Origin of the sequence: Celeribacter sp. (assembly GCF_048266405.1) — a bacterium.
GTDB lineage: Bacteria > Pseudomonadota > Alphaproteobacteria > Rhodobacterales > Rhodobacteraceae > Celeribacter.
This window is the reverse complement of the sequence record NZ_JBLWZO010000002.1, coordinates 1-25,699: the sequence shown is the minus strand read 5'-3', so window position 1 is coordinate 25,699 and position 25,699 is coordinate 1. Positions and strand designations below refer to the sequence as shown.

General features: G+C 55.1%; 22 protein-coding genes and 1 tRNA gene. 22 read left to right on the top strand and 1 reads right to left on the bottom strand.

Going from position 1 to position 25,699, the window contains the following annotated elements; all coding sequences use genetic code 11:
- Positions 1-52 precede the first annotated feature (52 nt).
- The 13 genes from tuf (ACN0TS_RS04860) (at position 53) to rpoC (ending at position 16,245) form a co-directional block, all read left to right on the top strand.
- Positions 53-1,228: an elongation factor Tu gene (gene tuf, locus ACN0TS_RS04860; protein ID WP_417258208.1), complete on the top strand. Its 1,176-nt coding sequence runs from the start codon at positions 53-55 to the stop codon at positions 1,226-1,228.
- A 130-nt stretch (positions 1,229-1,358) separates the two neighbouring features.
- Positions 1,359-2,354, top strand: a complete 996-nt coding sequence (locus tag ACN0TS_RS04855; protein WP_417258207.1) for a zinc transporter ZntB — start codon at positions 1,359-1,361, stop codon at positions 2,352-2,354.
- A gap of 93 nt (positions 2,355-2,447) precedes the next feature.
- A tRNA-Trp gene (locus ACN0TS_RS04850) sits at positions 2,448-2,523 on the top strand.
- An 87-nt stretch (positions 2,524-2,610) separates the two neighbouring features.
- Positions 2,611-3,330 (top strand): glycosyltransferase family 25 protein, encoded by a 720-nt coding sequence (locus ACN0TS_RS04845; protein ID WP_417258206.1) that lies wholly within the window; start codon positions 2,611-2,613, stop codon positions 3,328-3,330.
- 57 nt (positions 3,331-3,387) lie between these two features.
- A complete protein-coding gene (gene secE / locus ACN0TS_RS04840) occupies positions 3,388-3,588 on the top strand; it encodes a preprotein translocase subunit SecE (RefSeq protein WP_417258205.1) in 201 nt (66 codons plus the stop codon).
- Between the two features lie 49 nt (positions 3,589-3,637).
- On the top strand, positions 3,638-4,207 hold the full coding sequence (locus ACN0TS_RS04835; protein WP_417258204.1) for a pyridoxamine 5'-phosphate oxidase family protein: 570 nt from the start codon (positions 3,638-3,640) through the stop codon (positions 4,205-4,207).
- A gap of 188 nt (positions 4,208-4,395) precedes the next feature.
- Positions 4,396-4,929 carry a transcription termination/antitermination protein NusG gene (gene nusG, locus ACN0TS_RS04830; RefSeq protein ID WP_417258203.1) on the top strand — a complete coding sequence of 178 codons (534 nt, stop codon included), beginning with the start codon at positions 4,396-4,398 and terminating at the stop codon, positions 4,927-4,929.
- Positions 4,930-5,057: 128 nt separating this feature from the next.
- Complete coding sequence (rplK, locus tag ACN0TS_RS04825) at positions 5,058-5,483, top strand: 50S ribosomal protein L11 (protein ID WP_417258202.1); 426 nt, start codon at positions 5,058-5,060, stop codon at positions 5,481-5,483.
- Positions 5,483-6,181 (top strand): 50S ribosomal protein L1, encoded by a 699-nt coding sequence (gene rplA, locus ACN0TS_RS04820; RefSeq protein WP_417258201.1) that lies wholly within the window; start codon positions 5,483-5,485, stop codon positions 6,179-6,181. Before rplK ends, rplA begins: the two co-directional genes overlap by 1 nt.
- A gap of 387 nt (positions 6,182-6,568) precedes the next feature.
- The gene (gene rplJ, locus ACN0TS_RS04815; RefSeq protein ID WP_417258200.1) at positions 6,569-7,081 is read left to right on the top strand and encodes a 50S ribosomal protein L10; all 513 of its coding nucleotides are present in this window, start codon (positions 6,569-6,571) and stop codon (positions 7,079-7,081) included.
- 72 nt (positions 7,082-7,153) lie between these two features.
- On the top strand, positions 7,154-7,528 hold the full coding sequence (rplL, locus tag ACN0TS_RS04810; protein ID WP_417258199.1) for a 50S ribosomal protein L7/L12: 375 nt from the start codon (positions 7,154-7,156) through the stop codon (positions 7,526-7,528).
- Between the two features lie 284 nt (positions 7,529-7,812).
- Positions 7,813-11,952, top strand: a complete 4,140-nt coding sequence (rpoB, locus tag ACN0TS_RS04805) for a DNA-directed RNA polymerase subunit beta (RefSeq protein ID WP_417258198.1) — start codon at positions 7,813-7,815, stop codon at positions 11,950-11,952.
- A gap of 54 nt (positions 11,953-12,006) precedes the next feature.
- Positions 12,007-16,245, top strand: coding sequence for a DNA-directed RNA polymerase subunit beta' (rpoC, locus tag ACN0TS_RS04800; protein WP_417258197.1), 4,239 nt, complete (start codon positions 12,007-12,009; stop codon positions 16,243-16,245).
- Between the two features lie 121 nt (positions 16,246-16,366).
- On the opposite strand, the gene ACN0TS_RS04795 is transcribed toward rpoC, so the two are convergent.
- Positions 16,367-17,365 carry a glycosyltransferase family 2 protein gene (locus ACN0TS_RS04795; protein WP_417258196.1) on the bottom strand — a complete coding sequence of 333 codons (999 nt, stop codon included), beginning with the start codon at positions 17,363-17,365 and terminating at the stop codon, positions 16,367-16,369.
- Between the two features lie 112 nt (positions 17,366-17,477).
- On the opposite strand from ACN0TS_RS04795, the gene ACN0TS_RS04790 reads away from it, so the two are divergent.
- The 9 genes from ACN0TS_RS04790 (at position 17,478) to ACN0TS_RS04750 (ending at position 25,155) form a co-directional block, all read left to right on the top strand.
- Positions 17,478-18,413, top strand: a complete 936-nt coding sequence (locus ACN0TS_RS04790) for a DMT family transporter (protein WP_417258195.1) — start codon at positions 17,478-17,480, stop codon at positions 18,411-18,413.
- Positions 18,414-18,679: 266 nt separating this feature from the next.
- A complete protein-coding gene (gene rpsL / locus ACN0TS_RS04785; RefSeq protein ID WP_005621086.1) occupies positions 18,680-19,051 on the top strand; it encodes a 30S ribosomal protein S12 in 372 nt (123 codons plus the stop codon).
- Positions 19,052-19,063: 12 nt separating this feature from the next.
- Complete coding sequence (rpsG, locus tag ACN0TS_RS04780; RefSeq protein ID WP_417258194.1) at positions 19,064-19,534, top strand: 30S ribosomal protein S7; 471 nt, start codon at positions 19,064-19,066, stop codon at positions 19,532-19,534.
- A 15-nt stretch (positions 19,535-19,549) separates the two neighbouring features.
- Positions 19,550-21,667 carry an elongation factor G gene (fusA, locus tag ACN0TS_RS04775; protein ID WP_417258193.1) on the top strand — a complete coding sequence of 706 codons (2,118 nt, stop codon included), beginning with the start codon at positions 19,550-19,552 and terminating at the stop codon, positions 21,665-21,667.
- Between the two features lie 54 nt (positions 21,668-21,721).
- Positions 21,722-22,897: an elongation factor Tu gene (gene tuf, locus ACN0TS_RS04770; RefSeq protein WP_417258192.1), complete on the top strand. Its 1,176-nt coding sequence runs from the start codon at positions 21,722-21,724 to the stop codon at positions 22,895-22,897.
- Positions 22,898-23,180: 283 nt separating this feature from the next.
- The gene (gene rpsJ, locus ACN0TS_RS04765; RefSeq protein ID WP_085848206.1) at positions 23,181-23,489 is read left to right on the top strand and encodes a 30S ribosomal protein S10; all 309 of its coding nucleotides are present in this window, start codon (positions 23,181-23,183) and stop codon (positions 23,487-23,489) included.
- A gap of 15 nt (positions 23,490-23,504) precedes the next feature.
- Positions 23,505-24,245, top strand: coding sequence for a 50S ribosomal protein L3 (gene rplC / locus ACN0TS_RS04760; RefSeq protein WP_417258191.1), 741 nt, complete (start codon positions 23,505-23,507; stop codon positions 24,243-24,245).
- Complete coding sequence (gene rplD, locus ACN0TS_RS04755) at positions 24,242-24,862, top strand: 50S ribosomal protein L4 (RefSeq protein WP_417258190.1); 621 nt, start codon at positions 24,242-24,244, stop codon at positions 24,860-24,862. Before rplC ends, rplD begins: the two co-directional genes overlap by 4 nt.
- Positions 24,859-25,155 (top strand): 50S ribosomal protein L23, encoded by a 297-nt coding sequence (locus tag ACN0TS_RS04750; protein ID WP_417258189.1) that lies wholly within the window; start codon positions 24,859-24,861, stop codon positions 25,153-25,155. The genes rplD and ACN0TS_RS04750 overlap by 4 nt, the downstream gene beginning before the upstream one ends.
- The last annotated feature ends 544 nt before the right edge of the window (positions 25,156-25,699 follow it).

Sequence of the window (25,699 nt, the reverse complement as noted above, 5' to 3'; positions counted from 1 at the left end):
GCGATGTTAATTCGGGCCCGTACGGCCCCTTCAAAACAAGAGGCGCCTCGATATGGCTAAGGAAAAGTTTGAGCGTTCCAAACCGCACGTGAACATTGGCACGATCGGTCACGTTGACCACGGTAAAACGACGCTGACCGCAGCGATCACGAAATACTTCGGTGATTTTAAAGCCTACGATCAGATCGACGGTGCACCCGAAGAAAAAGCACGTGGCATCACAATTTCTACGGCGCACGTTGAGTACGAAACTCCGAACCGCCACTACGCGCACGTTGACTGCCCAGGTCACGCTGACTACGTGAAAAACATGATCACTGGTGCTGCCCAAATGGACGGCGGTATCCTTGTTGTGAACGCAGCTGACGGCCCAATGCCTCAGACCCGTGAGCACATCCTGCTTGCCCGTCAGGTTGGTGTTCCTGCGCTTGTTGTGTTCCTCAACAAAGTTGATCAGGTTGACGACGAAGAGCTTCTTGAGCTCGTTGAAATGGAAGTCCGTGAACTCCTCACCGAATACGACTTCCCAGGCGACGACATTCCAATCATCGCAGGCTCCGCGCTTGCTGCTATGGAAGGCCGCGATCCTGAAATCGGCGAGAACAAAATCAAAGAACTGATGGAAGCTGTCGACAGCTACATCCCTGAGCCCGAGCGTGCGATTGACCAGCCGTTCCTGATGCCAATCGAGGACGTGTTCTCGATCTCCGGTCGCGGGACTGTTGTAACTGGCCGTGTTGAGCGCGGTGTGATCAACGTGGGTGACGAAATCGAAATCGTCGGTATCAAAGATACCACGAAAACGACCTGTACGGGTGTTGAAATGTTCCGCAAGTTGCTTGACCGCGGTGAAGCTGGCGACAACATCGGCGCGCTTCTGCGCGGTGTTGACCGTGATGCCGTTGAGCGTGGTCAGGTTCTTTGTGCCCCAGGTTCCGTGAACCCACACACCAAGTTCGAAGCTGAGGTCTACATCCTGACCAAAGACGAGGGTGGCCGTCACACGCCGTTCTTCGCGAACTACCGTCCACAGTTCTACTTCCGTACAACTGACGTGACAGGGACTGTTGAGCTTCCTGCTGGTACCGAAATGGTTATGCCTGGCGACAACTTGAAGTTCACCGCCGAGCTGATCGCTCCGATCGCTATGGAAGAAGGTCTGCGCTTCGCTATCCGCGAAGGTGGCCGCACCGTCGGTTCCGGCGTTGTGTCCAAAATCCTCGCGTAAGCTTACAGCACACTGAAATCGAAAAGGCCGTCCCTCAGGGCGGCCTTTTTGCGTGGTCATCCTCCAATGATTGCACTTCGCGCGGCGCGCCCTATCATCATAGAAACGGCGACACCGAAGGATATCCATCATGCTCGACAGCCACATCCAATTCGCCCATGTGCTAAGTGGCGAAGCGCGAGGCAAGACGCTTGATGATGAGGCAATGCGCCATGTGCTGAAGGCTGAAACGCTCGGGTGGGTTCATATCGACGGCACGCATGCCGATTCCGAGAGTTGGATCACAAGCCACCTCGACTACCTTGACCCCCAGGCCATTGAGGCGCTCCTTGATCCCGCATCGCGCCCTCGCATGACGGCGCTCGGCGGCGGGTTGATGATCATTCTGCGCTTGATTAATTTCAACGAGGGCGAAGATCCCGAGGATATGGTGTCGCTGCGTATCTGGATCGACGCGCACAGGATTGTCACCGTATCCCTGCGCCGTGTCCGCGCCGTAGAGCGCATGGATGCGGCTCTTGCGGCAGGCCACGGCCCCGAAAGGGCAGGACAGTTCCTGACGCGCCTGATTGAGGATATCACTGGCAAAATTGCCGACTTCCAATCTGACCTTGATACTCAGACTGAGGCCTTAGAGGACAGGATCGTGCGTGATAGCGATGACGGTCTGCGCTCAGAGGTTGTGAATTTGCGGCTTAAAGTTATCGCAGCGCGGCGTTTTATTGCGCCTCAACGGGATGTGATTCATGCCATCGCGGACAGCCAGTGCGATATTATTGATGGCGAGACCCGCCGTGAGATCGAAGAGGAAGCGCAGAAAATGACTCGCGTGGTCGAAGATCTCGACGAGTTGCGCGATCAGGCAATTGTGTTGCGGGAAGAGCTATCGGGGCAACTCTCCGACCGTTTGAACCGCAACATGTTCGTATTGTCGGTGATTTCCGCGATTTTCCTGCCGCTCGGGTTTCTGACGGGGCTGTTCGGGGTCAATGTTGGCGGCATGCCGGGTCTTGAGAGTCGAACTGCGTTTCTTTGGCTGTGTGTGTCGCTTGTGGGGGTCGTTGTGGTGCAGGCAGGCGTCGTGTTTTGGCTGCGTTGGCTGTCCCATCCAGACCGCCGACGTTAGCCTCAGGACACGGCTAGGGCCGAAAATTCGCCGCTGGCGCAGATTCGCGCTTGCAAACCTACCCTGCCTCTCGTATCCACTCGCGCACCGTGTAGGGGTATAGCTCAGTTGGTAGAGCGACGGTCTCCAAAACCGTAGGTCCCGGGTTCGAGCCCTGGTGCCCCTGCCATTTTCCGCCAAGACTATCGTGATTCATTTGCGCAGACCAAACTGTGTCGCTACCAGTATGGCGAGAAACGTTTGTGCGGAGAACCATGTGGCCCCCCATCCCTTTGCCGATCTGGATGCGATTTACGTGATCAATCTCGACAGTCGCCCTGACCGTTTGCGTGCCATTGAGGCGGAATTGGCGCGGGTGGGACTGTCACTCTCGTCACCCAATGTTATCCGTCATGCCGCTTACCGTCCTCAGAGTAAGGGCAGCTTTCCCTCACTTGGCGCACGTGGTTGCTTCATCAGCCATCTGACCGCGCTCAAGGCGGCGCATGGCGCGGGCCACAAACAGATACTGATTCTGGAGGACGATGCTCTATTTACGCGCCGCCTGAGCCAGAACCCTACCGCGCTTGCTGCACATCTAGATACCCCCGATTGGGATATGAGTTACCTCGGATTCCGTCTTGCGGGTGAGGGGCGTCCACGTGGGCGCGGGTGGCGCAATTTGACGCCCCAGACCGACCTCACTTGCGCTCATGCAATCATGTGGCGCAGGGCGGCTGTCGCGCGGGTCATTCCCTATCTTGATGCGATGCTGGCCCGTGAGGCAGGTGATCTTGCGGGAGGGCCGATGCATGTCGATGGCGCTTACAACTGGTTTCGCCACGCTCATCCCGATCTATCGGCGGTGCGCTCGGCTAAGCAGCTTGTCACGCAACGGTCCTCGGATAGCGACATCGCCGCCCAAACCCGTTACCGCAATAGCGCGGTGATCGGAGTTTTACGCCGCTTGAAGGACATCAGAGCGCGTTGGGCTTGAAATCCCCGCCGCACTGGCGTACATGCCCCAAACCACATGAAGGTTCAGGAATAGACAATGGCCACGAAGACAAACCCGCTTCAGTTCATCCAGCAAGTTCGCTCGGAGGTTTCGAAGATCGTCTGGCCAACGCGCCGCGAAGTAATGCTAACGACCATTATGGTTTTTATCATGGCGGCAATCACCGCCGTTTTCTTCTTCCTCGTTGACCTCATCATCAAACTGGGATTGCAAGGCCTTTTGGATCTCGTCGGATAAGCTCACGCGCTTTTCTGAATAGGATCGGGGCCACTTTAGAGGGCTCCTTATGGCCGAACAGTTCGCTTCCATTACCGAAAAATTGCGCTCCTTTATCGAGCGCCAGCATGTCTTTTTCTGCGCCTCTGCCGCCGAAGATACGCGCGTGAACGTCTCGCCGCGCCCGACCGAGTATTTACGTCTGACGGGGCCAAATGAGGCTATGTTTCTTGATCTGACAGGATCGGGAAACGAAACCGCGGCGCATATGCTGGCGGATGGGCGTATGACGTTGATGTTTTGCGCCTTTGACGGCCCGCCGATGATCTTGCGCCTGTATGGGCGCGGTCGTGTGGTTGGTCGTGAAACCCCGGAATTTTCCGCACTGTTCGAGGCGCATATCGGCGGTGATGTCCCGCGCAATGCCCGACAGATATTTGTGCAGGATATCGACCTTGTGCAAACGTCCTGCGGGTATGGTGTGCCATTGTTTGAGTATAAACAGGAGCGCCCGGGTTTGCGCAATTGGACGGCTCAAAAGAGCGACGCCGATATCCGCGCCTACTGGCATAAGAAGAACCGTACCTCGATGGATGGTCTTCCGACAGGCCTTTTGGGAGAGGGTGATGCTGAGGCGTGAGGTGAGTGTTTACGCCCTAAAGGCTTGAACTTGAACGCCTGAGGCGGTAGAGCGGGCGCACTCACCTGATAGGGCGTGCAGCGATTCGAGTTGCGCGCCGCTTTATTGTTCGGGCGAGTAGCACTTAAGTGCTTGAGATTGAAACACGATCCGGTGGCGACGCCGGAGTTAGACAAAGGCAATGACCCATGGCGAAGCGTTGGTATTCGGTAAGCGTTCTCTCGAACTTCGAGAAAAAGATTGCCGAAGCGATTAAAGCGGCCGTGGAAGAAAAGGGCCTTCAGGATCAGTTCGACGAAGTTCTGGTCCCGACCGAAGAAGTCATTGAAGTGCGCCGCGGTAAAAAAGTGACCGTAGAGCGCCGCTTCATGCCGGGCTATGTACTCGTCCGCATGGAAATGACCGACGAAGGTTATCACCTCGTCAACTCGATCAACCGCGTCACGGGCTTTTTGGGCTCCTTTGGCAAACCTGTGCCAATGCGTGACAGCGAAGTTGAAGCGATCCTCGGCCGAGTCGAAGAGGGCGCCGAAGCGCCACGCTCCACAATCACCTTCGAAGTCGGCGAGCAAGTCTCTGTCGCCGAGGGTGCGTTCGAGGGCTTTGACGGCATGGTTGAAGAGGTCGATGAGGTTAGCCAACGCCTCAAGGTGTCCGTATCGATCTTTGGCCGCGCAACGCCGGTCGAATTGGAATTCACTCAGGTCATGAAACAGTCCTGAGCGAGACGCGTCCTGTAAGGGACGCTACGCCCCGTGGGAGGCAAGAGGCACGCGAGTCTCGACCCTGACCACACAACATAGTTCTCCGTGAGACGCGTCTCATCGGAGGTTGGAAAAGGAAAAAGCCAATGGCTAAGAAGCTCGCAGGCAAGATGAAGCTGCAAGTTCCCGCCGGTCAAGCAAACCCGTCCCCACCCGTGGGTCCGGCGCTCGGTCAGCGCGGTATCAACATTATGGAATTCTGTAAGGCATTTAACGCCAAAACACAGGAAATGGAGCCGGGTTCCCCCTGCCCAACCATCATTACCTATTACCAAGACAAATCTTTCACGATGGAAATCAAGACGCCACCTGCGTCCTACTTCCTCAAGAAAGCTGCGAAGCTCAAGTCGGGTGCAACAAACCCTGGCCGTGACACCGCAGGTTCTGTGTCTCTTGCTCAGGTGAAAGAAATCGCCGAAGCAAAAATGAAAGACCTGAACGCAAACGACATCGAGGCTGCTATGAAAATCATCCTCGGTTCCGCGCGCTCTATGGGCATCGAGGTGAAGTAATGGCTAAACTTGGCAAACGTACCACCGCAGCTCGTGCCGCATTTGAAGGCAAAGCAAACCTCTCCGTCGAAGACGCAGTAGCGCTGATCAAAGGCAACTCGAACGTCAAGTTCGACGAAACCATCGACATCGCTCTGAACCTCGGCGTTGACCCCCGTCACGCAGACCAAATGGTTCGCGGCTCCGTCACCTTGCCAAACGGCACTGGTAAAACGGTTCGCGTTGCTGTGTTCGCTCGTGGCGAAAAAGCAGACGAAGCAACCGCAGCAGGCGCAGATGTTGTCGGCGCAGAAGACCTGATGGAAGCTGTTCAGGGCGGCAAGATCGATTTCGATCGTTGCATCGCAACTCCTGACATGATGCCCATCGTTGGTCGCCTCGGCAAAATCCTTGGCCCACGCAACCTGATGCCAAACCCAAAAATTGGCACAGTGACCATGGACGTCAAAGCAGCTGTTGAAGCCGCTAAAGGTGGCGAAGTGCAGTTCAAAGCCGAAAAAGCCGGTGTTGTTCATGCTGGTGTTGGCAAAGTGTCCTTCAGCGAAGCGCAATTGGTTGAAAACGTGCGCGCCTTTGTTGACGCTGTCATGAAAGCCAAGCCAACAGGTGCCAAAGGCTCTTACATGCAGAAGATCGTCGTATCTTCTACAATGGGCCCAGGCGTGACGCTCGACGTCGATAACGCGGCAGGCAACTAAGCCATTATCGTGCCGCTTGATCCAAGCGGTGTGATGTGACAGATTTAAAGGCGCTCCTTCGGGAGCGCCTTTTTTGATGATGCTTTGCGCGCGGCGGCCTTTTTGATGGGGCGCGGCGGTGAACCTACCCTTGCGCGCACTGTTAATTCCCTCTAAAGACACACTTGCAAATCAGCGTGCGATTCGTCGTGCGCTCTTTTTGCTTTCGTCCGAGACGGTGGGTGGGCCCATTTGGGTCCATAAATTCCTGCCTGAGACGGGATAGGCCATTTAGCCAAGGGCTCCCGTGAGCTCGCGGCGGTGACGTTCCCGTAGATAGGACCGAACCGCCGGAGAGATCCGGTACAATGAGCCGGAGGGGAAACCCTCCACACTTGGAGTAAAACTGTGGATAGAGCACAAAAAGAACAAGTGGTCGACGAACTCGGCCAAATCTTTGAAAGCTCTGGCGTAGTCGTGGTTGCACACTACGCAGGTCTTACGGTTGCTGAAATGCAGGATCTGCGCGCAAAAATGCGTGACGCAGGTGGTGCAGTTCGCGTTGCCAAGAACCGGCTTGCTAAAATCGCCTTGGAAGGCACACCCAACGAACCTGTTGGCGACCTTCTCAACGGCATGACAGTCCTCGCCTATTCTGTAGATCCCGTTGCGGCCGCTAAGGTTGCTGTGGAATTTGCGAAAACCAATGAGAAGCTTCAAATTCTCGGCGGTGCTATGGGCGGCGAAGGTCTTGACGTTGCTGGTGTTGAACGCGTTTCCAAAATGCCTTCCCGCGAAGAGCTTCTTGCTCAAATCGCGAGCTGCATTGGGGCACCTGCTTCCAACATCGCTGGCGCGATCGGCGCACCCGCTTCGAACATCGCGAGCATCCTTTCCACAATCGAGGAAAAGGCTGCCTAAGCAATCTTTTGTATCTGCGTGGGACGCTAAGCGCCCGCTGGAACACACCTTTAACTAAACGGAAACAGTAAAATGGCTGATCTGAAGAAACTTGCAGAAGAGATCGTAGGTCTCACACTTCTCGAAGCTCAAGAGCTGAAAGAAATCCTTAAAGACGAATATGGCATCGAGCCAGCAGCTGGCGGCGCCGTAATGGTCGCTGGTGGCGGCGACGCCGGTGGCGCAGCAGCAGAAGAGAAGTCTGAATTTGACGTCGTTCTCAAAGACGCTGGCGGCTCCAAAATCAACGTGATCAAAGAAGTTCGTGCGATCACTGGTCTCGGCCTCAAAGAAGCTAAAGAGCTTGTTGAAGCTGGCGGCAAAATCAAAGAAGGCGTGTCCAAGGACGAAGCCGAAGACGTTAAGGGCAAGCTGGAAGCAGCTGGCGCAACCGTCGAGGTCGCCTAAGCGATATTGCCCTTTCGAGGGCGTTCAAATCAAAGGCTGGATCCCGAATTTCGGGGTCCAGCCGAACCTGTCTTAGGGCTGTAAAATCCTAAGATGCCCCTCTCAGAAAACGCCTGCTTGTGCGCTCAAGCTACGGGAAAGACGTTTTCTAAGAAGGGTCCATGGTCGGGAGCATTCGGTGGGACGAGTGCAGGAATAGACCGGACAGCTTCGTTTCGTATGGGTACATGCGCCGGCGCCCACCGGTTCATGCGGCTCTCGAAAATCGAAAGGTAAAGACGCGAATGGCTTCGACCTTCCTCGGCCAGAAACGGCTCCGCAAATACTACGGCAAAATTCGTGAAGTTCTCGAAATGCCGAACCTCATTGAGGTTCAGAAAGCTTCCTATGACTTGTTCTTGAACTCTGGCGATGCGCCCGAGCCCTTGGACGGCGAAGGGATCAAAGGCGTTTTCCAATCGGTTTTCCCGATTAAGGATTTCAACGAGACCTCCGTTCTCGAGTTCGTGAAATACGAACTTGAAGCTCCCAAATATGACGTCGAAGAGTGTCAGCAACGTGACATGACCTACTCTGCGCCGCTCAAAGTGACCCTGCGCCTCATCGTGTTTGATGTGGACGAGGATACAGGAGCGAAATCGGTTAAGGACATCAAAGAGCAAGACGTCTTCATGGGCGACATGCCTCTCATGACGCCAAACGGCACCTTTGTTGTGAACGGCACCGAGCGTGTGATCGTGTCCCAGATGCACCGCTCCCCAGGCGTGTTCTTTGACCACGACAAAGGCAAAACCCATTCCTCGGGTAAATTGCTCTTTGCGTGCCGCATCATTCCATACCGTGGCTCTTGGCTCGACTTTGAGTTCGACGCGAAAGACGTTGTCTTCGCGCGGATCGACCGTCGTCGTAAATTGCCTGTCACGACCCTGCTTTATGCTCTGGGTCTGGATCAGGAAGCCATCTGTGATGCTTACTATGATACTGTCGACTATAAACTGGAGAAGAACAAAGGTTGGGTGACCAAGTTCTTCCCTGAGCGTGTGCGCGGAACCCGTCCGACATTCGATCTGGTCGATGCAGCAACTGGCGAGCTGATCTGTAAAGCTGGCGAGAAAATGACCCCTCGCAAGGTCAAGCAGATCATCGACGGTGGTGAAATCACCGAGTTGCTCGTCCCTTACGAGAACATCGTTGGTCGCTATGTCGCCAAAGACATCATCAACGAAGAGACTGGTGCAATCTACGTCGAGGCCGGCGATGAGTTGACCCTTGAGTTCGACAAAGATGGCGACGTCATTGGCGGTACGCTGTTTGATCTGCAAAACGCAGGCATCACCGATATTCCTGTCCTCGACATTGATGGCGTGAACGTTGGCGCCTACATCCGCAACACGCTTGCTGTAGATAAGAACATGAACCGCGAAACCGCGCTCATGGACATCTACCGCGTTATGCGTCCGGGTGAGCCTCCCACCGTTGAAGCTGCGTCGAACCTGTTCGACAGTCTGTTCTTCGACAGCGAGCGCTATGACCTTTCCGCTGTTGGTCGCGTGAAAATGAACATGCGCCTTGCTCTCGACAAAGAGGACACGCAGCGTACGCTCGATCGCGAAGATATCGTCAAATGTATCAAAGCGCTCGTTGAATTGCGTGACGGTCGCGGCGACATCGACGACATCGACCACCTCGGTAACCGTCGTGTCCGTTCCGTTGGCGAATTGATGGAGAACCAGTACCGCGTTGGTCTGTTGCGCATGGAGCGCGCGATCAAAGAGCGTATGTCCTCCGTCGAGATCGACACGGTTATGCCGCAAGACCTCATCAACGCGAAGCCCGCAGCTGCGGCTGTGCGTGAATTCTTCGGCTCTTCGCAGCTGTCGCAGTTCATGGACCAAACCAACCCGCTCTCTGAAGTGACGCACAAGCGTCGCCTCTCCGCGCTTGGGCCAGGCGGTCTGACACGCGAACGTGCAGGCTTTGAGGTTCGCGACGTTCACATCACGCACTACGGTCGTATGTGTCCGATTGAGACCCCCGAGGGGCCGAACATTGGTCTGATCAACTCGCTCGCAACCTTTGCTCGCGTCAACAAATACGGCTTCATTGAAACTCCGTATCGTAAAGTTGTCGACGGTCAGGTGACAGACGACGTTCAATACATGTCCGCAACCGAAGAGATGCGTCACACGGTGGCTCAGGCCAACGCGACACTCGACGAAACAGGTCGTTTTGTGAATGACTTCGTGTCGACACGTCAGTCGGGCGAGCACGCGCTCAACCCGCCTGAAAACGTGGACTTGATCGACGTTTCGCCAAAACAGCTGGTCTCCGTTGCTGCGGCGCTCATCCCGTTCCTTGAAAACGATGACGCCAACCGCGCTCTCATGGGCTCGAACATGCAACGTCAGGCCGTTCCACTCCTGCGTGCCGAGGCCCCCGTTGTGGGCACCGGTATGGAAGGCAAAGTGGCCATCGACTCCGGTGCGGCTATTCAAGCCAAACGCGCAGGGATCATTGACCAAGTGGACGCGACCCGCGTTGTGGTCCGTGCAACGTCCGATCTCGAACTCGGCGACGCTGGTGTGGACATCTACCGTTTGCGCAAATTCCAGCGTTCGAACCAGAACACCTGTATCAACCAACGCCCACTGGTGAAGGTCGGTCAGAAAGTGGCCAAAGGCGAAGTGATCGCTGATGGTCCGTCGACCGATATGGGCGAGTTGGCTCTGGGTAAAAACGTGATCGTCGCGTTTATGCCTTGGAACGGCTACAACTACGAAGACTCCATTCTGATCTCCGAGCGCATCTCGCGTGACGACGTTTTCACATCGGTTCACATCGAAGAATTCGAAGTCGCGGCCCGCGATACAAAACTCGGTCCAGAGGAAATCACCCGCGACATCCCGAACGTTGGCGAGGAAGCCCTGCGCAACCTTGACGAAGCGGGTATCGTTTACATCGGTGCACACGTTGAACCCGGTGACATTCTCGTTGGTAAAATCACACCGAAGGGCGAAAGCCCAATGACGCCAGAGGAAAAACTCCTCCGCGCCATCTTCGGTGAGAAAGCTTCTGACGTGCGTGACACCTCGCTGCGTGTGAAACCTGGTGACTACGGGACTGTTGTGGAAGTTCGCGTCTTTAACCGTCACGGCGTCGAAAAAGACGAACGTTCGGTTCAGATCGAGCGTGAGGAAATCGAACGCCTCGCACGTGACCGCGACGACGAGATGGCGATCCTCGATCGCAACATCTACGCCCGTCTCAAAGACCAGTTGCTTGGCAAAGTCGCCGTCAAAGGCCCCAAAGGTGTGAAGCCGAATGTGGTTGTTGACGAAGAGTTGCTGAGCCAACTGTCCAAAGGTCAGTGGTGGCAGCTTGCTCTCGAAAATGAGGCCGATGCCCAAATCGTCGAAGCTCTGAACAGTCAGTACGATGTTCAGAAACGTGCACTTGAGCACCGCTTTGAGGATAAGGTCGAGAAAGTGCGCCGCGGCGACGATCTGCCCCCGGGTGTGATGAAGATGGTCAAAGTCTTCATCGCTGTGAAGCGTAAGCTTCAGCCTGGTGATAAAATGGCCGGTCGTCACGGCAACAAAGGTGTTATTTCCCGCGTTGTTCCGATGGAAGACATGCCGTTCCTTGCCGATGGTACGCCCGTTGACTTCTGTCTCAACCCGCTCGGCGTGCCATCGCGTATGAACGTCGGTCAGATCCTTGAGACACACATGGGTTGGGCGTCTCGTGCGCTTGGTCTCCAAGTGGACGAAGCGCTTCAGGAATACCGTCGTTCCGGCGATATGACCCCTGTGCGTGACGCACTCAAGTTCGTCTACGGCGACGATGTCTACGCCGAAGGCTTTGAGAGCATGGACGACGATCTGATGATCGAAGCAGCGTCCAATGTGACCTCAGTCGGTGTTCCGATTGCCACGCCCGTCTTTGACGGTGCAAAAGAGGCCGATATTGACGAGGCTCTGCGCCGCGCCGGTTTCGACACCTCGGCTCAATCGGTTCTCTTCGATGGCCGCACGGGCGAGCAATTCGCACGTAAAGTCACCGTGGGCGTGAAGTACCTGCTCAAACTGCACCACCTTGTGGATGACAAAATCCACGCCCGTTCCACGGGTCCATACTCGCTCGTCACCCAGCAGCCGCTCGGTGGTAAGGCGCAGTTTGGTGGTCAGCGCTTTGGTGAGATGGAAGTCTGGGCACTGGAAGCATATGGCGCGGCATACACGCTGCAAGAAATGCTAACAGTTAAGTCGGATGACGTCGCAGGTCGTGCCAAGGTCTACGAGTCGATCGTCAAGGGCGAAGACAACTTTGAAGCGGGTATCCCCGAAAGCTTCAACGTGCTTGTCAAAGAAGTCCGTGGCCTCGGCCTGAACATGGAACTCCTGGATGCGGAGGATGAGGAGTAAGGCCTCGCGCCTTACTCCCTCCCCCCTTCCGCAACCGTATGAGGAACTCATAATATGAACCAGGAACTCTCAACCAACCCGTTCAACCCGCTGGCACAGCCTTCGACGTTTGACGAGATCAAGGTCTCTCTCGCGTCGCCAGAGCGCATCCTGTCGTGGTCCTACGGTGAGATCAAAAAACCTGAAACCATCAACTACCGGACGTTCAAACCCGAGCGTGACGGTCTGTTCTGTGCGCGTATTTTTGGCCCAATCAAAGACTACGAATGTCTGTGTGGCAAATATAAGCGCATGAAATATCGCGGCGTTGTCTGCGAGAAATGTGGTGTCGAAGTCACGCTTCAGAAAGTGCGCCGCGAGCGTATGGGCCATATCGAATTGGCCGCGCCTGTTGCTCACATCTGGTTCCTGAAATCACTGCCAAGCCGTATTGGCCTCATGCTCGACATGACGCTGCGCGATCTTGAGCGTGTGCTCTACTTTGAAAACTACGTCGTGATTGAGCCGGGTCTTACCGATCTCACCTACGGTCAGATGATGACCGAAGAGGAGTTCATGGACGCGCAAGACATCTACGGTATGGACGCATTCGAAGCCGACATCGGCGCCGAAGCCATCCGTAAAATGTTGTCCAACATCGACCTCGAGTCCGCCGCGGAGCAACTGCGCGAAGACCTCAAAGAGGCCACAGGCGAATTGAAGCCCAAGAAGATCATCAAACGTTTGAAGATCGTCGAGAGCTTCCTTGAGTCTGGCAACCGTCCTGAGTGGATGATCCTCACCGTGGTCCCTGTGATCCCGCCAGAGCTTCGCCCTCTTGTGCCGCTTGACGGTGGTCGTTTCGCGACCTCCGACCTCAACGACCTCTACCGTCGTGTGATCAACCGTAACAACCGTCTCAAGCGCCTCATCGAGCTGCGTGCGCCCGATATCATCGTGCGCAACGAGAAACGTATGTTGCAAGAATCCGTCGACGCTCTGTTCGACAACGGCCGTCGTGGTCGCGTCATCACGGGTGCCAACAAGCGCCCGCTGAAATCGCTCTCCGACATGCTGAAAGGTAAGCAAGGTCGCTTCCGTCAGAACCTTTTGGGTAAACGCGTCGACTTCTCCGGTCGTTCCGTCATCGTGACGGGCCCTGAGTTGAAGTTGCACCAGTGTGGTCTGCCCAAGAAGATGGCGCTCGAACTGTTCAAGCCGTTCATCTACTCGCGTCTGGAAGCCAAAGGCTATTCCTCGACCGTGAAGCAGGCGAAGAAACTCGTTGAAAAAGAACGTCCCGAAGTGTGGGACATCCTCGACGAAGTGATCCGCGAGCACCCCGTTCTTTTGAACCGTGCGCCTACGCTTCACCGTCTTGGTATCCAAGCGTTCGAACCCACGCTGATCGAAGGGAAAGCCATCCAGCTTCACCCGCTCGTGTGTTCTGCGTTTAACGCCGACTTTGACGGTGACCAGATGGCTGTTCACGTGCCGCTCTCTCTTGAGGCACAGCTTGAAGCTCGCGTCCTGATGATGTCCACGAACAACGTTCTGTCGCCCGCCAACGGCGCACCGATCATTGTTCCGTCGCAGGATATGATTTTGGGTCTCTACTACGTCACGATGGAACGTGAGGGCATGGTCGGTGAGGGCATGATCTTCTCCGATATCGAAGAAGTAGAGCACGCATTGAACGCTGGCGAAGTGCACCTGCACGCCAAGATCAAAGCGCGCATCCCACAGATCGACGAGCATGGCCAGGAAGTGAACGTTCTGTTCGAAACCACTCCAGGCCGCTTGCGTCTTGGGGGCCTGTTGCCACTGAACGCAAAAGCGCCGTTCTCCTTGGTGAACCAGCTTCTGCGTAAGAAAGACGTGCAAAAGGTCATCGACACTGTCTACCGCTATTGCGGTCAGAAAGAGTCCGTCATCTTCTGTGACCAGATCATGACCTTGGGTTTCCGCGAAGCGTTCAAGGGCGGCATTTCGTTCGGTAAGAACGACATGGTGATCCCTGACAACAAGTGGACACTGGTTGATGAAACCCGTGCCCTCGTCAAAGATTTCGAACAACAGTATATGGACGGTCTGATTACTCAGGGCGAGAAGTACAACAAAGTTGTCGATGCTTGGGCGAAGTGTAACGACAAAGTCACCGAAGCCATGATGTCCACCATCTCGGCCAGCAAGCGTGACGAGAATGGCGCCGAAATGGAACCGAACTCGGTTTACATGATGGCCCACTCCGGTGCGCGTGGCTCGGTCACTCAGATGAAACAGCTGGGCGGCATGCGCGGTCTGATGGCGAAACCTTCTGGTGAGATTATCGAAACGCCGATTATCTCAAACTTTAAAGAAGGTCTGACCGTGCTCGAGTACTTTAACTCGACCCACGGTGCCCGTAAGGGTCTGTCCGATACCGCGCTTAAAACAGCGAACTCCGGTTACCTCACACGTCGTCTCGTGGACGTTGCACAAGACTGCATCGTGCGTCAGGTGGATTGTGGCACCGACATCGCGATCACAGCAGAAGCTGCGGTCAACGATGGTGAAGTGGTATCCTCGCTTGCCGAACGTATCCTCGGTCGCGTCTCCGCTGATGAAGTTCTCAAACCAGGCACAGACGAAGTGCTTTTGGCCAAGAACGAACTCATCGACGAGCGCAAAGCCGACCTGGTTGAGGAAGCGGGCGTCGCATCTATGCGCATCCGTTCGCCACTGACCTGTGAGGCCGAAGAGGGCGTTTGCGCCATGTGCTACGGTCGTGACCTGTCACGCGGCACCTTGGTGAACCAAGGTGAGTCTGTCGGTATTATCGCCGCGCAGTCCATCGGTGAACCTGGTACACAGCTGACCATGCGGACATTCCACATCGGTGGGGTTGCGCAGGGTGGCCAACAGTCGTTCCAAGAAGCCAACCAAGAGGGTAAGGTGGTCTTTACCAATGCCAACTTGCTTGAAAACGTGCATGGCGAGAAAATCGTCATGGCTCGCAGCATGTCCATGGCCTTGGTCGATGAGCATGGTGTGGAGCGCGCGTCGTTCAAACTCGGTTACGGGACCAAGGTATTTGTCTCCGAAGGGGACGATATCAAACGTGGCGACAAATTGTTCGAATGGGACCCCTACACACTTCCGATCATTGCGGAAAAAGCGGGTAAAGCGAAATTCGTCGATCTGATTTCGGGCCTTTCGGTTCGTGAAGTGACCGATGATGCAACAGGTATGACTCAGAAGATCGTGTCGGACTGGCGCTCCGTTCCCAAAGGCGGCGACCTCAAGCCCGAGTTGCTCATTCTTGGCGAAGACGGCGAACCTGTGCGTAACGACGCGGGCAACCCCGTCACCTACCTGATGTCCGTGGATGCCATCCTCTCTGTTGAGGACGGTCAAGACATCAAAGCGGGTGATGTGATTGCACGTATCCCACGCGAAGGTGCGAAGACCAAAGACATCACCGGTGGTCTGCCGCGTGTTGCTGAACTCTTCGAGGCCCGTCGTCCGAAAGATCACGCGATCATCGCGGAAATCGACGGCTACGTTCGCTTTGGCCGCGACTACAAGAACAAGCGTCGCATTTCCATTGAGCCAGCAGACGACTCGCTGGAGCCAGTGGAATACATGGTGCCAAAAGGCAAACACATCCCTGTGGGCGAAGGCGACTTCATCCAGAAGGGTGAATATCTGATGGACGGCAACCCCGCGCCACACGATATTCTTGCCATCATGGGCGTCGAGGCTTTGGCTGATTATATGATCAACGAAGTCCAAGACGTGTACCGTCTCCAAGGTGTGAAAATTAACGACAAACACATCGAAGTGATCGTCCGCCAGATGCTCCAGAAATGGGAAATTCTGGAAAGCGGTGACACCACACTTCTCAAAGGCGAGAACGTGGATAAGGCCGAGTTGGAAGAAGCCAACGCGAAAGCCGAGAGCAAAGGCGGCCGTCCTGCCAAGGGTCAGCCAATCTTGCTCGGGATCACCAAAGCTTCGTTGCAGACTCGTTCGTTCATCTCCGCTGCGTCGTTCCAAGAGACCACACGCGTTCTCACCGAAGCCTCTGTTCAGGGCAAACGTGACAAACTCGTCGGCCTTAAAGAGAACGTCATCGTGGGCCGCTTGATCCCCGCGGGGACGGGTGGTGCGACAATGCGCGTGCGCAAAATCGCTGCTGAACGTGATGGTGCTGTGATTGAGGAAGCGCGTGCAGAGGCAGAAGCCGCCGCAGCATTGGCCGCGCCGTCCGAAGATGTCTCTGCTGACGTCATGGACGCCGCACCCGCTGAGGCTCCCGCAGACGACGCGTAAATCTAACGATAAAGATATTGAAAAGGGCTCCGCATCGCGGGGCCCTTTTTGCATTTGGATTGTTTAGCGTTGGCACGGTGAGGGCGTTGTGGGGGGCACTCACGAGCAGAATAATTGCTGCCTAAGAACGGGCGAGGGCTGCCGCCTGTTCCATGTGCTTGGTGTAGCGTTCATCTTCCTCGACCTTCGTGCCGCGTTTTTCGTGCATCGCTTTAATATAATCGGCACAGCATAGATGATGTAGCTCCATCACACGCGGCACCGATGCGATCTGCGCGTAGACGGCCTCGAAACGCTCATCGAACCGTAGGGCTTTGCCATCATATTCGTCATTGCGGTCATGGATCTCGAAGAATTCTTCGCTATAGCGCGGCACGTCGCCTTTGCGCAGCGGGCAGACATTGCCGAGCTTGTAGCCTACGCTCTCGATCCACTTGGTAACATAGTGGTTTAGCTGCGCGCCATCATGGGTGATGTAGGGGCGCTTGGTGCGTTGGCGATGCTCGCCGTTCGGGTCAAGATCAAACGCCCGCCCATTGGCGCGTCCCCATTGGTTGGGCGGTTCACCCCATGTCCCCTCAAATTCGATGCCGCGCGGCGAGTGAGGGGAGAATTTGCGAAAGCGCGTCGGTTTATACAGAAAGCTTTTGAAGAACCCATTGGGAAAGCTCTTGGTCTTGGCTCCTCGCAAAAAGGTCTGATGTAGAAACGTATCCTCATAGAGGATCAACCCCGAGGTGCCGAACACCTTCCATTGCACTGCAATACCCGCAAACCGGTCTTCCTTGCCCTTGAGAAAAGCCGCCACCGTGCGATTGCCGACTTTGGGGATCAGGTACTCATCGACATCGCAGATGAACAGCCAGTCTGTCTCCTCCATCACGGGGTGGGCGCGCATGGCGTCCAAACCAGACCGCACGGGTGCCTTGTCTCCGGGCACATGCTCATGCTCAAGACACCATCCCGCATCGGCCAGAACGCGCATCATCTCGGCAGAGTGGTCAGTGCAGTCATTGTGGACGAACAGCACGTCATCAAATCCGAGCATTTTCTGCCATGCGAGCCACTCCAATAGAAATGGTCCCTCGTTCCGGACGGTTGCTGCGACTGTGTATCTCATGGGTGTGCCTCTTTGCGCCATGTCACCCCACAGTGCTGCGAATGTAAATCACTTTTCAAACGCTGTGCGCGATGGTAGCGGGTCTGGGCGACGCAATGAAAGGTGAAGCCAGATGAGCAGTCAGACCAACAACGCGAAGGCGGCTCTGGTCATGGTTGGCGCGATGGCCGCCTTTACCATCAACGACTCTATTATGAAGGGCGTTCTGGCGCATCTGCCCTTGTTTCAGGCCATCTTTCTGCGTGGCTTGGTCAATGTTGTTATGGTCTTTGCAGTGGTGCTGCCGCTCATGGGCCGCGTGAAATTTGATCTGTCACGCCGCGACTGGGCGCTCGTGATCGGACGCTCGATCTGCGAGACAGGGGGCGCATTCACGTTCCTCTACGCAGTTGCCAATATGCGTTTTGCCAATGCGGTGGCGATTGAACAAATGGCGCCACTGACCATCGCGCTCGCGGGGTTTCTGGTCTTTCGCGATCCGTTGGGTTGGCGGCGCACCATTGCGGTTGCCTTCGGGTTTGTCGGGGCGCTCTTGATCATCAAGCCCGGAACAGGTGCATTTTCGATCTATTCGCTCTGGGCGTTGAGCGCGGTGGTCTTCATCACCCTGCGTGACGCTTGTGTGCGAGCCATGTCGCCCAATGTTCCTACGGCTACGGTGACACTCTTTGCCGTCCTGTTCGTCACCGCAGGGGCGGGCGTGGCTTCGCTCAGTGCGGACTGGGTTCCTGTGACATGGCCCGTTGCCGGATTGATCTTTGCCGCCGCCGCGCTGTTGATCGTAGGGTATGCCTTGTCGGTGGTTGTTGTGCGTATGGCTGACATGACATTTACCGCGCCATATCGTTACACAAGCCTTGTGTGGGCCTTGGTTCTGGGCTTTGTGTTCTTTGGCGAATGGCCTGATATTTGGTCCTTGGTTGGTGCGGCCATCATCGCGGCCACGGGACTCTTTACGATACTTCGCGAGGCGCAGTTGGCCCGCCGTCGAGGTAGGGCTGACAGGGCGCTCAGACCACAAGACAGGGTGATCAGTCCCCGCGGATGAGCGCCTGTTGACAAGGGGTCCGACTCTCCATATACCGCGCCCAATCCGACTAGAGGGTTTTTCCCGAAATTGTCGAATTCAAAATTGTAGTGATCAAGGTCCGTTACCGCTTATTTGGTGCCGACCCTCTGGGAACTCACCGCGTCGTTTGCCTCGGAATGGAAACGATTGCGGCGTTTTGCGTTATGCGAACCTCGTATAGCGCAGCGAAATTCACCGCCTCGGCGTCGTCGGGGTAGCACTTGAGTTAGGAACGGGAATAGCCCATGCCAACGATTCAGCAGCTGATCCGCAAACCGCGTCAGCCTAAAGTCAAGCGTTCCAAGTCCATGCATCTGGAGCAGTGTCCCCAGAAGCGTGGCGTTTGTACGCGCGTCTACACCACCACCCCGAAAAAGCCGAACTCCGCTATGCGTAAAGTCGCCAAAGTGCGTCTGACGAATGGCTTCGAGGTCATTTCTTACATCCCCGGTGAAAGCCACAACCTTCAGGAACACTCCGTGGTTCTGATCCGTGGCGGTCGCGTAAAAGACCTTCCCGGCGTGCGCTACCACATTCTCCGCGGTGTTCTCGATACCCAAGGTGTCAAAGACCGTAAGCAACGTCGTTCGAAATACGGCGCTAAGCGTCCTAAGTAAGGAGAGACTGGTATGTCCCGTCGTCACGCCGCTGAAAAGCGCGAAGTCCTGCCTGACGCCAAGTATGGCGATAAGGTTCTGACAAAATTCATGAACAACCTGATGATCGATGGCAAAAAATCTGCCGCCGAGCGCATTGTTTACAACGCCCTGACCCGCGTCGAAGATAAGCTGAAGAAAGCCCCAATCGAGGTTTTCCACGAAGCTCTTGAAAACGTGAAGCCTTCCGTTGAGGTTCGCTCCCGCCGTGTTGGTGGTGCAACCTATCAGGTGCCTGTCGAAGTGCGCGTTGAGCGTCGCGAAGCCCTTGCTATTCGTTGGTTGATCTCCGCCTCGCGCGGTCGCAACGAAAACACAATGGAAGAGCGCCTTGCCGGTGAGCTGCTTGATGCAGTGAACGGTCGTGGTTCTGCTGTGAAGAAACGCGAAGATACGCACAAAATGGCAGATGCTAACAAAGCATTCAGCCATTATCGCTGGTAATAGGAGTCATTAGAAATGGCACGCGAGTATCCACTCGATTTGTACCGGAACTTCGGGATTATTGCGCACATTGATGCTGGTAAAACCACATGTTCCGAGCGCATCCTGTTCTACACAGGTAAGAACCACACTATGGGCGAGACCCATGATGGTGCGGGCACCATGGACTGGATGGAGCAAGAGCAGGAACGGGGTATTACGATTACTTCCGCTGCCACCACGACGTTCTGGGAACGGACTGAAACAGGTACTGCGCCTGATGGTCCCAAGCACCGCCTGAACATCATCGACACACCAGGTCACGTTGACTTCACAATCGAAGTTGAACGTTCTTTGGCTGTTCTCGATGGTGCTGTTGTTGTTCTTGACGGTAACGCCGGTGTTGAACCACAGACGGAAACAGTGTGGCGTCAAGCTGACCGCTACAAAGTTCCACGTCTGGTTTTCGTCAACAAAATGGACAAAATCGGCGCTGACTTCTTTAACTGCGTTGAAATGATCGAAGACCGCACTGGTGCGCGCGCTATTCCTGTTGCGCTGCCAATTGGTGCCGAGACCGCGCTTGAAGGCGTGATTGACCTTGTGACCATGGAAGAATGGTTGTGGCAGGGTGAAGACCTCGGTGCGTCCTGGATCAAAGCTCCGATCCGTGACGACCTTGTTGATCAAGCAACCGAATGGCGTGAGAAACTGATCGAAGCGGCTGTCGAGCAAGACGACGATGCGATGGAAGCCTACCTCGAAGGCAACGAGCCCGATGTGAAAACAATGCGCGAGTTGATCCGTAAGGGCTGCTTGAACTTGTCCTTCGTGCCAATCCTTGGTGGTTCTGCCTTTAAAAACATCGGTGTTCAGCCGCTGTTGAACGCTGTTGTCGACTACCTGCCGAGCCCGCTCGACGTTGTTGACTACATGGGCTTTAAGCCTGGTGATGAAACAGAGACACGTGACATTGCTCGTCGTGCAGACGACAATATGGCGTTCTCCGCTCTTGCGTTCAAAATCATGAACGACCCCTTCGTGGGTTCCTTGACCTTTACGCGCATCTACTCGGGCGTATTGAAAAAGGGCGATACCTTCCTGAACTCTACAAAAGGTAAAAAAGAGCGCGTCGGTCGTATGATGATGATGCACTCCAACAACCGTGAAGAGATCGAAGAAGCGTTCGCAGGCGACATCATTGCTCTGGCCGGCCTCAAAGATACCACCACAGGTGATACGCTTTGTGACGTCAAAGAACCTGTTGTTCTCGAAACAATGACTTTCCCCGATCCTGTGATCGAGATTGCTGTTGAGCCGAAAACAAAAGGCGACCAAGAGAAAATGGGCATCGCACTTCAGCGTCTTTCTGCTGAGGATCCATCCTTCCGCGTTGAGACTGACCTCGAATCCGGTCAGACCATCATGAAGGGTATGGGCGAGCTTCACCTCGACATTCTTGTGGATCGCATGAAGCGTGAGTTCAAAGTGGAAGCCAACATTGGTGCCCCACAAGTGGCTTACCGTGAAACGATTTCTCACGAAGTCGAGCACAGCTACACCCACAAGAAACAGTCGGGTGGTTCGGGTCAGTTCGGTGAAGTGAAAATGATCATTTCCCCAACAGAGCCTGGCGAAGGCTTCTCGTTCGAGTCGAGAATTGTTGGTGGTGCTGTTCCAAAAGAGTACATCCCTGGTGTTGAAAAGGGTATTCGTTCGGTCATGGACTCAGGTCCATTGGCAGGCTTCCCCGTGATCGACTTCAAAGTGGCTCTTATCGACGGTAAGTTCCACGATGTTGACTCCTCGGTTCTCGCCTTCGAAATCGCTGCTCGTATGTGTATGCGTGAAGGCATGAAAAAAGCCGGCGCGAAATTGCTCGAGCCGATGATGAAAGTCGAAGTGATTACGCCAGAAGAATACACTGGCGGGATCATCGGGGACTTGACCTCACGTCGTGGTCAAGTGTCGGGTCAAGAGCCTCGCGGTAACGCGGTCGCTATTGAATCCTTCGTGCCGCTCGCCAACATGTTTGGCTACATCAACACATTGCGCTCCATGTCTTCGGGCCGTGCGCAGTTCTCGATGCAGTTCGATCACTATGAGCCGGTACCTTCGAACATCTCCGAAGAAATCCAAGCTAAATTCGCCTAACAGAATTCGGGGAGCGGGCAGTCGCTCCCCTAACCCATCATCAAGGAGGCCATCATGGCTAAGGAAAAGTTTGAGCGTTCCAAACCGCACGTGAACATTGGCACGATCGGTCACGTTGACCACGGTAAAACGACGCTGACCGCAGCGATCACCAAATACTACGGTGATTTTAAAGCCTACGATCAGATCGACGGCGCACCAGAAGAAAAAGCCCGCGGGATCACGATCTCCACGGCTCACGTTGAGTACGAGACAGAAACACGCCACTACGCGCACGTTGACTGCCCCGGCCACGCTGACTACGTGAAAAACATGATCACCGGTGCTGCCCAAATGGACGGCGCAATCTTGGTTGTGAACGCCGCTGACGGCCCAATGCCCCAGACACGCGAGCACATCCTGCTCGGTCGTCAGGTTGGCATCCCTCACATGGTTGTCTACATGAACAAAGTTGACCAGGTTGACGACGAAGAGTTGCTCGAACTGGTTGAAATGGAAATCCGTGAGCTTCTGTCGTCCTACGACTACCCAGGCGACGACATTCCAATCATCGCAGGCTCCGCGCTTGCTGCTTTGGAAGGCCGCGATCCTGAAATCGGCGAAGAGTCGATCAAGAAACTGATGGAAGCTGTCGACAGCTACATCCCAACACCTACACGTGCAGTTGACCTGCCGTTCCTGATGCCAATCGAGGACGTGTTCTCGATCTCCGGTCGCGGGACTGTTGTAACCGGTCGTGTTGAGCGCGGTGTTGTTAACGTTGGTGACGAACTTGAAATCGTCGGCATCAAAGACACCACGAAAACGACCTGTACGGGTGTTGAAATGTTCCGCAAGCTGCTTGACCGCGGTGAAGCTGGCGACAACATCGGTGCGCTTCTGCGCGGTGTTGACCGTGACGCCGTTGAGCGTGGCCAGGTTCTGTGTAAGCCAGGTTCGGTGACGCCACACACCAAGTTCGAAGCTGAGGTCTACATCCTGACCAAAGACGAGGGTGGCCGTCACACGCCGTTCTTCGCGAACTACCGTCCACAGTTCTACTTCCGCACAACCGACGTGACAGGCACCTGTGTTCTGCCCGAAGGTACGGAAATGGTTATGCCCGGCGACAACCTCAAACTGTCCGCTGAGCTGATCGCTCCGATCGCTATGGAAGAAGGCCTGCGCTTCGCTATTCGCGAAGGTGGCCGCACCGTTGGTTCCGGCGTTGTGTCCAAAGTCATCGAGTAATCGAGGCTTCGTCGCATTAGCGGCAAATCTATTGAAAGGCCGTCCCTCGGGGCGGCCTTTTGCTAATCGGTGCCCAAGGGACAAAAAGTCAACTTTTCCCGTGTAAACTTACGCTCAAGGCGCGAATTAGTGTTGCCATAGCGCCTTTGCCCCTGTATCTCGCGCTAGTTCGCCTTTGGGTGACGTCCGGAGGGGATTCGCTCCCTTTCCATAAGATTCGACGTGGGGGTACAATGAAGTGCCTCGACCTCTCAATCTCAATAAGCCTACGAAAGGCATTGCAATGCAAAGCCAAAACATCCGTATTCGGTTGAAGGCATTCGATTTCCGCGTCCTCGATGCGTCGACTCAGGAAATCGTAAATACGGCCAAGCGCACAGGCGCTCAGGTTCGTGGCCCGATCCCACTCCCAAACAAAATCGAGAAGTTCACGGTTCTCCGTGGTCCTCACGTTGACAAGAAATCCCGCGATCAGTTCGAGATCCGTACGCACAAGCGTCTTCTCGACATCGTTGATCCGACTCCCCAGACCGTGGACGCGCTGATGAAGCTCGACCTTGCGGCTGGTGTTGATGTCGAAATCAAAGTCTAAGGAGGGCAATCAGATATGTTGCGCTCTGGTGTAATCGCGAAGAAGGTGGGCATGACCCGTCTCTTCATGGAAGACGGAAAACAGATCCCTGTGACCGTTCTTCAACTCGAAAACCTTCAGGTTGTTGCTCAGCGGACCAACGAGAAGGACGGCTATGTTGCTGTTCAACTCGGTGCAGGTTCCGCAAAAGCAAAGCGGACCTCCAAAGCTATGCGCGGCCACTTCGCCGCTGCAAACGTTGCGCCCAAGCGCAAGGTTGCAGAATTCCGCGTAGACGAAGAAAACCTCATCGCCGTTGGCGAAGAGATTTCCGCTGATCACTACTTTGACGGTCAATATGTTGACGTGTCCGGCACGTCGATCGGTAAAGGCTTTGCTGGTGCGATGAAGCGTCACAACTTTGGCGGCCTTCGTGCTACCCACGGTGTGTCCATCTCCCACCGTTCGCACGGCTCCACCGGTCAGTGTCAAGATCCGGGCAAAGTCTTCAAAGGCAAGAAAATGGCAGGCCACATGGGTGCCGTTCGTGTCACCACGCAGAACCTTCAGGTTGTCCGTACCGACGCCGACCGTGGCTTGATCATGGTCAAAGGCGCCGTTCCTGGCTCCAAAGGTGGCTGGGTTACCGTGAAAGACGCCGTGAAGAAGCCGTTCCCTGAGAACGCGCCGCTTCCCGCCGGTCTGAAATCTGCTGCCGCTGCCGCTGCAACTGAGGCTCCCGCCGCAGATGCTCCGGTTGAAGGAGGTGAAGCATGAAACTTGACGTAATCAAACTGGACGGCGGTAAAGCCGGCACTCTGGATCTTGACGAAGCTCTCTTCGGTCTTGAGCCACGCGCCGACATTCTGCACCGTGTGGTCCGCTGGCAGCGTAACAATGCGCAGGCCGGCACCCACAAGGTAAAGACCCGCTCGGAAGTGTCCTACTCCACCAAAAAGATCTATCGCCAAAAAGGCACTGGTGGCGCACGTCACGGGTCCCGCAAGGCGCCGATCTTCCGTAAAGGTGGTATCTACAAAGGCCCGACCCCGCGTTCGCACGGTCACGAGCTTACGAAGAAATTCCGTAAGCTCGGTCTCAAGCACGCGCTCTCCGCGAAAGCCGCAACTGGCAATCTCGTTGTTCTGGAAGATGCGAAGCTCGCAGACGCCAAAACAGCATTGCTGGCCAAAGCGATCAAAGAGCAGGGCTGGAAACGCGTTCTCGTAATTGACGGCGCCGAAGTTGATGCGAATTTCAAAGCTGCGGCTTCGAACATCGCGGGCATCGACGTGCTGCCAACGATGGGCGCAAACGTGTATGATATCTTGAAACGTGACACGCTCGTGATCACCAAGTCGGGTATCGAAGCTCTGGAGGCTCGCCTGAAATGACCAACAAAGCTGAACTCTACGACGTGATCCGCAAGCCGATCATCACCGAGAAAGCCACAATGGCCTCCGAGAATGGTGCAGTTGTGTTCGAAGTCGCTATCGACGCGAACAAGCCCCAGATCAAAGAAGCTGTTGAAACGCTCTTCGGTGTGAAGGTCAAAGCGGTCAACACGGCGATCACCAAAGGTAAAACCAAACGTTTTCGCGGCATGGCCGGCAAACGTAAGGACGTTAAAAAAGCCTATGTGACGCTCGAAGACGGCAATTCTATCGACGTCTCGACTGGTCTCTAAGGCGCAGCCTTAAAGCCTACAAAATTGGAAAGCCCCTCGCGAAAGCGGGGGGCTTCTTCAAAGGGCTTCTAGCCGTTCATAGAATTCGGATGAGAATTCTCGCTTAATCCGAGGGAGTGAAAGACTAAAGTTGCTTATCAAAGCTTCCAGCCCACGTTTCCGCCATTTGAGTTTCTGTTTTTTAATCAGACGAAGTTCACCTCCAATAACCTTAAAGCTATGCGAGTATAAGCAGCCACCTATTACGCGCGCTGCTATTGATCTTGCATCTGCATCACTCAGCTCGCTAACGGCTTTTTGTAGAACTGTTAAGTCTCCATAGATCACGGCGTGTTCTATGGATGACTTTAGCTTGAAACGCTGAGTTTCACTGAGAATTGTGATTTCTGATAAGGCGCTTCCCATACTGTCTTGCTCTGAAACCCTGTTTTCCGGCCATTTATGATTAGAGTTTTTCGCTGTATTTCCCTTTGGCTGGGAGAGGAGCGAATGCGATGAAAGCATCAAAGTTCACGGACGCGCAAAAAGCGTTCATAGTTAAGCA